Here is a 12,761-nt window from a genome sequence, read left to right on the forward strand (position 1 = left end):
TACTATTTGAATGAGTTCTCTTATGCCTCCTATCTATTTTACTCGCTCATCTGTGTCTAAACGATTTGGCAAAAGAGCGATAAAAGTGTCAACAGCGCCTAATTTTTTTAGGTGTGCACTGACGACGCTAGGTTTCTTTGGGTTGAGTGCGGTTCTTATTCATGCACAAGCAGCAGAAGTATCTACCAATCGTACTAGCGATAGCCCTACGGCAAGTCTCCAACTTATCAGTCTAAATGCCGATAACATAGCAGCAAACGATATGGATGGTTTAGCGGACGTTGCTGATATGTTAGATGCGGCAGACGAAGCTGATGACTCAATAGACAGCGTTGCAGATGCCAGCGCATTAACTGATGATCCAAGTGAGTTTGATACCAGCATTCCACCTGAGGTCGCTCAAGTCTCATTGAATGCTATCTCTCCAGAGACCCTCAAAACATTTGTCGCCGTCGTAGATTTGGTTCGCCGTGAATATGTTGATACGGTCAATGATGAAGAGCTGTTCAATAATGCGATGAGCGGTATGTTGACCAAGCTTGACAGTCATGCTGAGTTTTTAGATGCGGATGCCTATGAAAACCTGCGCGCTTTTACGGAAGGTGATGTCGGTGATGTCGGTATTAAGGTCACTTACCAGCCAGAAGCTGGCTATTGGGTGGTCACAGAGGTTATGAATGATTCACCTGCGGACAGAAAAGGCATCGATGTGGGAGATTACCTTCATCAAGTCGGTGATTTCAAATTAAGTGGAGATGAAGATAGTAATGATATCGAACAACTATTGACAGGCATTGCTGGTACGCAAGTGGATATTGTGACTTCTACAGCGGGTCGTCGCAAACATACCACCACTTTACAGCGTAATAATAGCCATCCTCAAATCGTCGAGACAAAGCTTGTTAATGGTATGGCTATTATCAAATTACCCGCTTTTCAAAACAACAGTCGCGAAAAGCTCTTAGACGGTTTGATTAATCTCAATGCACCTGTTTCAGGTATTTTGTTGGACATGCGTGATAATCCAGGGGGCGTATTAACATCGGCGGTGAGCGTCGCCAGTTTATTCATGAGCGATACCGATGTGGTACAAGTACAAGCGCGTCAAAATGAATCACGTATATTGCCGACTCATGGTGATGCGATACTCAAATCCTTACCTATAGTTGTTCTACAAAATCGTTATTCGGCATCAGCGGCAGAGGTTTTGGCCAGCAGCTTGCAAGCACAAAAGCGTGCTCTTATCGTGGGTGAAGTCAGCTACGGTAAGGGGTCTGTGCAGTCGGTTATACCGCTGAACGATGAGCAAGCAGTCAAGCTAACCGTGGCTCACTATATGACTGCATCAGGTAAAAAAATAGATGGCATTGGTGTAAAACCAAATGTGACTTTATCTGGTAGTGAAAGTACATGGGAGCAGCAGGCGCTCGATTTACTACAAAAGCGAGCGCTTGATTCGGGCATTCGTTTTGTCCGAAAATCTGTTAAAGAAGATAAGATGATAGACAGCAAGGCGATTAAATAGCAGCGGCTTAACCGCATAATATCGCGTATCCATCTCATTTTATATTAACGATAGTCAGATCAATATTAAAAATATACAGTAGGACTGGTACAAATTTTTTGTAGCCTCTGTCTGCGTAGGCACAGCAAGCAAGGAAAATTTGTACCAGTCTCACGTTATAATATCGCGCGTCCATTTCATTCGGTATCTGTTATATAAAGAAAAAGAACCTTTTGATGTTACGGTTCAGATTGATCTTCATCGATTTCTAATTTTTTCATACGGTAGCGTAAAGAGCGAAAAGTTGTTCCTAACAATTTAGCTGCATGAGTTTTATTCCAGCCAGTTTGCTTCAGTGCAGTAATAATTAACTGTCTTTCTTGTTCTTGTAAGTAGTGCTCTAACCCTCGAGATGGCAATTGACTGTCGGTTAAATTGCTATGATTTACCTTTTCGTTTGCCAGTTGCTGATTAGCCTTACTCATTTCTGAGCCGTCATGAGAGTTTAGGTTGACTGAATCCTCTATACTATTGGCTGCTGGTCGCTGTGTCATTGATGGATAATGCTGAATATGGGTGCGATACGGATGTAAGTTAGTCGTTACTTGTTTAGGTTTTTCAGGCGTTATCTCATTCGTAGTCTGGATAGTAGTTGCTTGACTTTCTATCGATTGAGGGATGATTTGATCCTCTATTTTTTGGTCAGACAGTTGCGCATTATTAATGGCGGTCGGTCTATTTTGATCTTTAAAAAGATTAAGTTCATGATTCGCATCATCTTCAATGTCGGGCAGGCCTAAGTGGTTCACGTCGATGATGGACGTTTCTGCTAAAGTCACAGCGCGCTCCAGTACATTACGTAGCTCACGGACGTTACCAGCGAAGTTATGGTGTTGCAAGCGCTCATAAGCCTCTATAGTTAAGGATGGCGGCGTTTCTAATTGCCATTCACTAGTAATCGTGGACAAAAAATGCTCAGCCAAAACGGGTATGTCGTCACGGCGCGCATTAAGTGTCGGCAGCTTTAGTTCAATTACATTGATACGGTAATAAAGATCTTGTCTGAACGTACCATCTTCCACCAACTGATTCAGGTTTTTATGGGTTGCGGATAAGATACGAATATCAACGGAGGTCTCCTTGGTATCACCAATGGCTCTCACCGTTTTTTCTTGGATAGCACGTAGTAATTTAACTTGCATCGCCAAAGGCAAGTCTGCCACTTCATCTAAAAACAACGTCCCGCCATTGGCCTGTTGAAACAAGCCTTGTTTGTCAGCCACAGCACCAGTAAAGCTGCCTTTTTTATGACCAAAAAACTCTGACTCCATTAGCTCCGAGGGTATCGCACCGCAGTTGACTGGCACAAAGCTACCATCTCTACGCGGACTCAAATCATGAATCAGTCTAGAAACCACTTCCTTACCCGTACCTGAAGCACCTGATAAAAACACGGGTGCTTGTGATCGTGCCAATTTTAAAATAGTGTTTTTAAGAGGATGCATCACGGCTGAATTACCAATCAATCGGCTATTCAACAGTTTTTGCTCAGGGGAGCATTCAGGTGTGGTTTTTGCTTCATTGTCTTGATGAACAACCTTTAGGGCATTTTCTACCAGCTGACGTAGACGTGGTAATTCAAGTGGTTTATTAACAAAATCGAATGCCCCAAGCTTTAGCGCTTCAATAGCCAAATCCATACTACCATGCGCTGTAATAACAGCTATTGGAGTATGAGAGCTATTGCTCACTTCTTTTACCAACTCCAATCCTGATCCATCAGGTAGCTTCAAATCAGTTAAGCAAAAGTCATAATCATTTTTTTGCCAGAATGATCTTGCTTGTGCCAACGTATAAGCCACATCACTTTTTATGCCCATTTTGGTCAAGGTAATTTGCATTAATCGGCATAGATCCACTTCGTCATCAACGACTAGCGCGGTTGTTGTCATACATCATCTCATCGAATTCAATAGCTGTAAAATATCAAAAAATTAGCAGAATTTATTAGTAGAATATTTAATTTAGGGTGAACCTGTTACTTACAAAAAGCGTTCATTAAAGTTGCTTTCTGCCATATTTATACTTGTGTCAGAGTTGACAGCAGGTGCTATCAAGCGAAAGCAAGTTTTTGCATGCTCAGGTATATAGAGCAAACGCGCTTGGTTGGCTTCACAAAAGGCTTGTGATAAATACAATCCTAACCCTGTGCCTGATTGATCCGTTGTAAAAAACGGATTAAACAAATGCTGTAAATCCTCGAAGCCAACACCAGTACCACCGTCTAGAATATCAATTATAACATCGTTATCAGCACAATAAATCTCGATTTCCACATAAGCATGAGGGTGGGCGTAGCTACTATAACGCAAGCCATTGTTAATTAAATTGATTAAGACCTGCTCTAACTGGTGAGTATCGAATGATATGGTAGGTTGTGTTTTTACGTGTAGAAAAACGTCGTGTTCCTTAAAGTAGTTCTCTAAAAATGTTGGCATCCATTCAGCCAAGACAATTGACTGCTGATTTGCGGTTTGCTGGCGAGACAATTTTAAGACGTCTTCAATAATACGGTTTACACGCTTTGTTTGTGAAAATATCATTTTATAAAGTTCATGATTACCTGTCTCATCATTATTTGAAGTGTTCGCCACCATGCTGTCACCCGTCGATTGCTCTATATTGCTTTCTACTACATCTTCCATCAGTAGCTGACTGGCTTGTGAGATGGCTGCCAATGGGTTTCTTATTTCATGAGCGATACTGGCCGTCAATTGCCCCAAAGAGGCCAGTTTTAACTGTTGCGCATTGGCTTGCTCACGGCGTAAATCTTCTAGTAGTATTAATTTACTATTGTCTTTTAATGGAATGATTTGTACACGTAATTTGCCAAATATTGAGGCGTTTGCTACCGCAGGCAAGTCATAAATAAAGGCACGAGATTGACCAGCAGCCACTGACAAGCAAGCTTTGAATAGCTGGGCGTGCTGTTTGCTGAGCTGCTGCTGAAAGTTAGATAGCAGTAGATTGCGGTGGGTACTCTGCGTATCTTCTATATCTACAAAGGTAGGATGCAACGATACTGACGGGTTATGAGAGACGCTGAGTAATTGATGCGCTGCAAGATTTGCTAAGACGATACGTTGTTCATCGATGACGATGACGCCATTGATCATTTGCGTAATGACTTCTTGATTGATCACATTCAGTCGCTCAACTTCTTTGGCATGACTGGCTGCCATCTTTTCAAGTTGTACCAAGCGCTGTGAAATAGACCAGCTCAAGCCACCAATTGCCAAAAAGCTGGCTGACATGAGCAGGGCATCTCCCAAATTGGTCAAGCTCATACTATTGGCGATGGCATAAAAAAATTGCTGGTAAATAACAAAAATAATAGCAAGTAGGGTGATGATTAATGCTTGTGAACCATGCAAAAGCATAAAGCTGGCTGCTACCACGACCATATATAGCATGGTTAGCTGTAAGTCAGGAGCGCCCGCTGTATAAAGAAGTAAACTGAGAATAATGACGTCTAATGCCAAGCCAAAAGCCAGCTGCCGTCGCATCTGTTTAGAGACAACATAAAACAATCCGAGTAAAATTAAACTCAGTAATACATAAAAACTCAGAACCGTTTGTTGCAAAAAGCTCGGTAACGTCGGGCTACTATCAGAGCGAGCGCTAATATAGACTATCAGCATAGAGAACAAGCTGAGGATGAAGCGGTAACTACTATAGATCAGTCCTAATCGACGCAATTGCGGCAGGGCTAAGGTATCATCGCGGCGTAAATAATGAGAAATGGTAACGAGAATGCGAGGAGCAGGCTTCATAAATTGACCGTAATACAAGGAGAGTTGCTAAAAATTTTACGGTTGAATCAAACCATGACGAATCGCCAGATGGGTCAGTTTGACATCACTATCCACACCGACCTTTTCATAAATACGGTAGCGATAAGTATTGATGGTTTTGACACTGACAAATAACTGGTCTGCGATTTGCTGCGGGCTTTGACAATTAACCACCATCATGGCGACTTGTTTTTCGCGATCACTTAATAAATTAAAAGGTGAGCTGGCATTATCTGATAATAAAACATCGGCCAACTGTTCGGCGACATCTTGACTAAAATAACGACTGCCTTGATAGACTTTTTTGACAGCTATGATCATCTCATCAAGCGGAGTCCCTTTAGTGATATAGCCGTTAACACCTGCTTTTATGAGCATTGAGGGATAAGGCTGCGCTGACATACTGCTGACTGCTAATATCTTGATACCCATATCCAGTTGAACCAAGCGTTTGGTGGCTTCAAGTCCGCCAATATTAGGCATATTAACATCCAGTAAAACCACATCAGGACGCAATTGTTTGGCTAGCTTAATGGCCATATCACCGCTGTCTGCTTCGCCAATCACTTCGATGTCAGCACTGTCTGATAACATACGGCTAATACCCATTCGTACTAAATCATGATCGTCTACTACCAATACTTTAATCATAACTAAACTCTTTATTATTTGTCAGAATGAAGGTTTTGCCAACATGATAGGAAAAATACGTCTACATCGCTTAAGTTTTTTTAATTTTCATAAATTTAAAATATTGCTAATATACTATACAGCTATCATGACTTTATATAACAAAAAGCGAATAATGAGTGCTCGTAGAGTTAAGATATATTGCTAAAGTGTGAATTAATGTTTCTGTAATATAAAGTGGTTGTAGCAAAATTTGAATGAGGCCAAAATAAACCATTAAATCAGCTTGATACCTTAGACTTAAATCCAAACCATGATACACTAAAAATATAAAAACTCTATACGAGTACTTACAAACACATCCATAAACGCTACGTACGTTCATGGCGTCAGACAGTACGTCATTGGCGTGATAACGACAGCAGGAGGCATAATGAAGCAACTACCATTAACCAAACAGCAATTGATCGCTGCTATGATTTCATTGAGTTTGGGCAGTGTTGCACAAGCCGCACTTACTATTAATGGTAGCACTGATACTGGCTCTAGTGCTCGTATGAGTTGGGGCGGTGCTGATAGTTTGTCTGAAGCACGCAATATTATGTACAAATCCAATGGCTCTGCTATCAAAAAAGTAGATAGCGGCTATGGCACGACCACCATCACTAATGCCAATAATTTCGGTAGTAGCAGTAACAATAGCAGTAATCGCTATAACACGACTTACCGCGGCGCATTTGGTAGTAGTGATATGATTCCGATCAGTGTGGATTCGCGTAGTGTCGCAGTTATCGATGCCGAAACAGGTGAATCTATTTACGAAAAAGACGCTGATATTGCCCGTCCTATGGCCAGTATTAGCAAAGTAATGACGGCGATGGTTGTGTTGGATGCTGGTCTCGATATGCGTGAAGAGCTTACACTTGATCCAGAGGATTTTGTCGGCCCTAAGCGTGCCAGCTCAAACCTCAAATCAGGCGACCGTCTCAATCGTGCTGAAATGCTGTTAATGGCATTAATGAAGTCAGAAAACCCAGCAGCGAAGAGTCTTGCCCGTAACTATCCAGGTGGCTATAGCGCCTTTATGCGGGCGATGAACCGCAAAGCTCAAGATTTGGGTATGACTACGGCTTTCTTTGGTGATCCAACGGGTCTTGATAAGCGTAACGTGGCTTCATCGAAAGACTTGGTAAAAATGGTACGTGCTGCTGGTAATTACGATGTGATTCGTCGTTTTTCTACCACCAAAAATTATGACTTTTATGTGTCTAATTACTCTAGTGGTAATCGTACTTATAAAGCCAATAACACCAGTAGCCTAGTTCGTGATGGTGCTTATCCAATCGGTATCTCAAAAACAGGTTTCATCAATGAAGCTGGCCGTTGTGTGGTGATGGAAACGCGTGTGAATAATCGCCCAGCTATTATTGTTATATTAGGAGCGAACAGCTCAGCCACGCGTTGGGGCGATGCAAAAAACATTCTTAACAGTTTGGCGACTCGCCGCACAGTGTAAGCTTATTGCCCAAATTTTTATAAAAAGTAGTATTTATAAAAAAGTAAGCATTTATAAAAAGGCTGTTATGTTATATAACAGCCTTTTTATTGTGTTGAAATCAAGGACGCATGATATGATTCAATCACCCACTTCTCCTATGCCGCGACTATATTTACTAACCAATGACGATGAATTTGCACTTCTTTATCAGAAGTTAGAGGCAGCATTGGCAACAGGGTTGATCGCGCTATTACAAGTTCGTCGCAAACAAACACTGACATTGCCTGATGGTGAGTCAATACTTTACGAAGAAGCGCTAAAGATAGTTAATTTGGCCAAAGCTCATAACGTGGCAGTTGTCATAAATGATGACATTGATTTGGCAAAAAAGCTTGGCGTTGGTGTGCATTTGGGTCAAACCGATGGCGATATTAGTGACGCTAAACAGCAATTAGCCTCAGATCAGATCATCGGCCGCACTTGTCACGGTGATATGGATTTGGTTGCTGAGGCGAAAAATGATGGGGCAAGTTACGCGGCAATGGGTGCTGTTTTTACTTCTACAACTAAGCCAAACGCTGATATTGTTTCTCGGTCGCAGCTGATGCAAGGTTGTCAGCAGGGTATAGCGATGTGCGTGATAGGGGGACTGACGGCAGAAAACGTCTCAGAGCTGGTAGGTTTGCCCATTACGTATGTGGCGGTCGTTGGCGATATTATGGATTTGCCAATAGAGCGCATCGCAAATCGCTGTCAGCAATGGCAGCAGGCATTTTCCAATTGGAATAAGCCTGCTTTATAATAGCTAACCTGAATAATAAATACCCTAAAAGTAGTAGGACTGACCGTCATACTATGCCGCATGATCCATACATAAGGTCGCATAAGGAAGTGCTTCTAAGCGTTGCTCTTCGATTTTTTCGCCGCATACTTCACACGCACCATAAGTGCCATTTTCAATGCGGCTTAAGGCATTCTCGACGTGAACTAAGCTTTGACGTGCTTCACCCATAAGATTTTTGCGCATGTCGTTTTGACGATAAGAAATCGCTTGATCCTCCCAGTGCTCATTCAGATCGTCTTGTGGGTTTTGAATATGATCTTCGATTTTGTCGATTCGAGTTTTGTATTCATCTTTCAGTTTTAATAAATTTTGCTTAGCAGCATTTAGATCGATACTCATTGTATTCTCCTAATGATTTTTTATTGTTAACGGTTCTAGTTTAAAGAGGCTAACTGATGAGTACCACCACAAAATGTTACTGATATTTAGGGCGTGTTTGATATTCACAAATAGGCACTGCTGATCGCTAAAACGGTTCCAGACAAGGCGCAAGTCGATGATAATGTGAATACCTTAGCGAGACTTGCAACACCGTATGGGGCAGTTTTAGCATCAGCCCCAATCATAAAAACAGGGGGCAGAACTCTTTTTTGCCGTTTCATTGCTAAAAATAGCCATATAGAATGACTATACTTACTATTTTTACCGTCGAATCGCCTAAAAAATAGTCTCTGTCAGTGCCATGGTCGAATGCTCAACACTCCCTAATTTATCTTCGAATCAGTCCGAAAGTTTTTCGCTTGCAATGTGGTGTTAATCTGTTGCGTTCATTAAATTATGATAGTCAAATCCAGATAGGTTCTCTATGAGCAACTGCCAAAAAGCTGGTAGAATACACCGCCGTTAATTTTTGCTTGCTACGCCTATTGAATACAGTGGATTTAACGTGCAGCAAGACAAATCGATAAAACACCGCCAATAAATAGCAATTGATCGCCATCTTTTTATAACAATTCTTCAGTAATAATAGTAACCGTAAATTAACCAACAGATTGATCCATAGGAGCAGGTAATGAATTTTTTGCGTATGAGTGAGCTGAACTTAACGGATAAAGTAGTATTGATTCGAGAAGATTTAAACGTGCCTATCAAAAACAGTAAGGTTACGAGCGATGCTCGCTTGCAAGCAAGTTTGCCTACCATTAAGCTAGCACTAGAAAAAGGCGCTGCCGTCATCGTTTGCTCGCATTTAGGACGTCCCACTGAGGGAGCGCCTGAAACCGTATATTCGTTGGCACCTGTGGCTGATTATTTGACTGATAAGCTCGGCTCACAACTGTCTACTCCAGTCAATCTCAATCGTGACTATTTGACGCAAGGCGTGTCGATTAAAGCTGGTGAAGTTGTCTTGTTAGAGAACGTACGTTTCAACATCGGCGAAAAGAAAAATGATGCCACTTTATCGAAACTATATGCAGATTTGTGCGATGTGTTTGTAATGGATGCTTTTGGTACAGCACACCGTGCGCAAGCGTCAACTGAAGGCGTCACTCAAGCCATGCGTCAAGCAGGTAAAACGGTATGCGCCGGACCTTTGCTAGCTGCCGAATTGGATGCTTTGAGTTTGGCGCTTGAAACGCCAGCACAGCCCATGTTGGCTATCGTTGGTGGATCGAAAGTATCGACAAAGTTAGAAGTACTTCATAGCTTGGCAGAAGTATGCAGCCAAATTATCGTTGGCGGTGGCATTGCCAATACTTTCTTAGCAGCACAAGGTCATAGTGTGGGTGCTTCCTTATATGAAGTAGACTTGCTTGATACTGCTCGTGAGATTATGAGCAAAACTGAGATTTTATTGCCTGAATATGTTGTCGTAGCAGACAAAAATGACATCAATTTTGACGATTTCATTGGCTCACTACAACAAGCCACTGCGACCATCAAATCTGTTGATACGATTGGCGACAATGACATGATATTAGACATTGCGCCTGAAAGTGCACAGCAGCTTGCTGATGCGGTGAGCCATGCAAAAACCATCTTATGGAATGGGCCGGTAGGTGTTTTCGAAGTAGATACTTTTGGCAGTGGTACGCAAATACTGGCGGCGGCTGTAAAAGATAGTGAAGGTTTCTCGATTGCGGGTGGCGGTGATACCTTGGCGGCAATTGATAAATATCAAGTTGCTGATGGTGTTAGTTATATGTCAACAGGTGGCGGTGCATTCTTGGAGTTTGTAGAAGGTAAGGTTTTGCCTGCAGTCGCTGCGCTACAAATTGATGCTTAAGCAATTAACATTACTCAGCTATTTAGTAACATTAGATGTACATCTAATAGTAATGGTCTAAGGTAGGCTGTGAAAATAGTGCTTTGGCTATTGTTTTATTTATTTATACATTAAATAGTAGTGGCCATCGATTATTATTAAGTGGTAATTATTTGTTTCTAAACTGAAAATTGTTATTGCATGTCTTATTTGCACTCTATAAAATAGCGCAACCATGTATTTTGACATGCTTTATTTACGAGAGGTTTATTATGTTAAAACGTCATTTATTACTTGCTAGCGTACTTGCTGGCACTTTTGCAGTTACTGCATGTAGCCAACAGACAGAAGAGAACACTGAAGCTGCTGTTGAGTCTGCAGGCGATGATGCTGCTGCCAATACTGAAGCCGCTGCTGCTGAAACCGAAGCTGCCGCTGCTGAAGCGGAAGTTGCTGCTCAAAATGCTGGCACTGAAGTTGCCGAAAGCGCTGAAACTGCCGGTGCTGCTACTACCGATGCACTAGCAAATACTGGTGAAGCGGTTGTGGTAGGCGCAAATGAAGCCGTTGCCAATACTGCTGAAGTGGTTGCCGATGGCGCAGCTGCTGTTGAGAATAAAGCCAGTGAAAATGCAGTAGAAGCAGAGCAACAGTACTAATTAGCAGTTTTAATTTTAAGCATTGGTTATAAATACTAATTGCTTTATAAGCCCTCAAAATATTTAAAAAGCTTTGGTAATAGCCAAGGCTTTTTTGTATTTAAAACATTCATCTAGCACAGGCAAATCAAAGACATAAGGTATTTGGTTTATGGGTATTTATAATAAACCTGTATATGAGATAAGTCCTACCAAATAGATTGATAAAAACTGACCGTATTTTTTATAAATTAAGCAAAGAAATAAATAGTCGGCTAAGCGCTACGAAGCGGTGACAATTTTTGCTATAATCACGGCGTAATAATTACGATAAAAAATACCGGTTTTTCGCTGGTCTGGCTATATAAGGCTAGGATTTTAGGGCAATTGTTGCAACATCGTATTTTTAAGAATGATTTCTTAATATCATATTCAAAATTTAATCAGAGAGCGTTTTATGGCCTTAATATCGTTACGTCAACTTCTAGATCACGCCGCTGAGCACAGCTACGGTGTTCCTGCTTTCAACGTCAATAATTTAGAGCAGATGCGTGCAATCATGATGGCGGCTGATGCCTGTGACTCACCTGTCATCGTCCAAGCCAGTGCTGGCGCACGTAGTTATGCAGGCTCGGCATTTTTGCGTCATCTGATTATTGCTGCTATCGAAGAGTGGCCACATATTCCAGTAGTGATGCATCAAGACCATGGTATGTCACCAGCTATTTGCCAGCGCTCCATTCAGCTGGGTTTTTCATCAGTAATGATGGATGGCTCACTTGGTGAAGATGGCAAAACGCCAATGGACTATGATTATAATGCCAGCGTCACTCGCGAAGTTGTCAAAATGGCACATGCGTGCGGTGTTTCTGTAGAAGGCGAGATTGGTTGCTTGGGCAGTCTTGAGACAGGAATGGCAGGCGAAGAAGACGGCTCTGGTGCAGAAGGCGTGCTTGATCACGAGCAACTATTGACCAGTGCTGACGAAGCCGAACAATTCGTAAAAGATACTAATGTCGATGCGTTGGCTATTGCGATTGGCACAAGCCACGGCGCTTATAAATTTACACGTCCACCAACGGGCGATATTTTATCTATTGAGCGGGTAAAAGAGATTCATGCGCGTATTCCGAACACCCACCTTGTAATGCATGGTTCATCATCAGTCCCGCAAGAATGGCTAAAAGTCATCAATGAGAATGGCGGTGATATTGGTGAAACTTATGGTGTGCCAGTTGAGCAGATCGTTGAAGCGATTAAACATGGTGTGCGTAAAGTAAACATCGATACCGATTTGCGTCTAGCGTCGACAGGTGCTATCCGTGAGTTTCTGGTAAAAAACCCAAGTGAATTTGATCCACGTAAATATTTCAAAGCGTCTATGGTCGCGATGTCAGATATCTGTACCAATCGTTTTGAAGCCTTTGGTTCTGCTGGTCAAGCGCATAAGATTCGCCCAATCAGCCTCGAAGGTATGGTTGCTTTTTATCAGTAAATGACGTTGGTATCAATACATGACGTTGGTAAAAGATAGCCGTTAATACGGTCATTAACCCTGAAATGACAGTGGATTGTATTTTTATAATA

General features: G+C 41.9%; 10 protein-coding genes. 6 read left to right on the forward strand and 4 right to left on the reverse strand.

Features of this window, described 5'->3' with window-relative positions; all coding sequences use genetic code 11:
- Window positions 1-22: 22 nt before the first annotated feature.
- On the forward strand, window positions 23-1,525 hold the full coding sequence (locus M917_RS04770) for a S41 family peptidase (RefSeq protein ID WP_021813648.1): 1,503 nt from the start codon (window positions 23-25) through the stop codon (window positions 1,523-1,525).
- A 218-nt stretch (window positions 1,526-1,743) separates the two neighbouring features.
- Here the strand turns inward: M917_RS04770 and M917_RS04775 are convergent, their stop codons facing one another.
- The 3 genes from M917_RS04775 to M917_RS04785 all read right to left on the reverse strand — a co-directional run bounded on the left by M917_RS04775 (window position 1,744) and on the right by M917_RS04785 (window position 6,009).
- Window positions 1,744-3,456 carry a sigma-54-dependent transcriptional regulator gene (locus tag M917_RS04775; protein ID WP_021813649.1) on the reverse strand — a complete coding sequence of 571 codons (1,713 nt, stop codon included), beginning with the start codon at window positions 3,454-3,456 and terminating at the stop codon, window positions 1,744-1,746.
- 90 nt (window positions 3,457-3,546) lie between these two features.
- Window positions 3,547-5,337 (reverse strand): sensor histidine kinase, encoded by a 1,791-nt coding sequence (locus M917_RS04780; protein WP_021813650.1) that lies wholly within the window; start codon window positions 5,335-5,337, stop codon window positions 3,547-3,549.
- Window positions 5,338-5,373: 36 nt separating this feature from the next.
- Window positions 5,374-6,009 carry a response regulator gene (locus M917_RS04785; RefSeq protein ID WP_021813651.1) on the reverse strand — a complete coding sequence of 212 codons (636 nt, stop codon included), beginning with the start codon at window positions 6,007-6,009 and terminating at the stop codon, window positions 5,374-5,376.
- Between the two features lie 412 nt (window positions 6,010-6,421).
- Here M917_RS04785 and M917_RS04790 point away from each other — a divergent pair, with 412 nt between their 5' ends.
- The gene (locus M917_RS04790) at window positions 6,422-7,504 is read left to right on the forward strand and encodes a serine hydrolase (protein ID WP_021813652.1); all 1,083 of its coding nucleotides are present in this window, start codon (window positions 6,422-6,424) and stop codon (window positions 7,502-7,504) included.
- A gap of 115 nt (window positions 7,505-7,619) precedes the next feature.
- Complete coding sequence (locus tag M917_RS04795) at window positions 7,620-8,288, forward strand: thiamine phosphate synthase (RefSeq protein WP_021813653.1); 669 nt, start codon at window positions 7,620-7,622, stop codon at window positions 8,286-8,288.
- A gap of 51 nt (window positions 8,289-8,339) precedes the next feature.
- Here M917_RS04795 and M917_RS04800 read toward each other — a convergent pair whose 3' ends face one another.
- Window positions 8,340-8,669 (reverse strand): TraR/DksA family transcriptional regulator, encoded by a 330-nt coding sequence (locus M917_RS04800; protein ID WP_021813654.1) that lies wholly within the window; start codon window positions 8,667-8,669, stop codon window positions 8,340-8,342.
- A gap of 673 nt (window positions 8,670-9,342) precedes the next feature.
- On the opposite strand from M917_RS04800, the gene M917_RS04805 reads away from it, so the two are divergent.
- The 3 genes from M917_RS04805 to fba all read left to right on the forward strand — a co-directional run bounded on the left by M917_RS04805 (window position 9,343) and on the right by fba (window position 12,669).
- Window positions 9,343-10,557 carry a phosphoglycerate kinase gene (locus M917_RS04805; RefSeq protein WP_021813657.1) on the forward strand — a complete coding sequence of 405 codons (1,215 nt, stop codon included), beginning with the start codon at window positions 9,343-9,345 and terminating at the stop codon, window positions 10,555-10,557.
- A 251-nt stretch (window positions 10,558-10,808) separates the two neighbouring features.
- Window positions 10,809-11,195, forward strand: a complete 387-nt coding sequence (locus M917_RS04810) for a hypothetical protein (RefSeq protein WP_021813658.1) — start codon at window positions 10,809-10,811, stop codon at window positions 11,193-11,195.
- A gap of 436 nt (window positions 11,196-11,631) precedes the next feature.
- Window positions 11,632-12,669, forward strand: coding sequence for a class II fructose-bisphosphate aldolase (fba, locus tag M917_RS04815; RefSeq protein ID WP_021813659.1), 1,038 nt, complete (start codon window positions 11,632-11,634; stop codon window positions 12,667-12,669).
- Window positions 12,670-12,761: the final 92 nt, after the last annotated feature.

Source organism: Psychrobacter aquaticus CMS 56 (assembly GCF_000471625.1).
Lineage (GTDB): Bacteria > Pseudomonadota > Gammaproteobacteria > Pseudomonadales > Moraxellaceae > Psychrobacter > Psychrobacter aquaticus.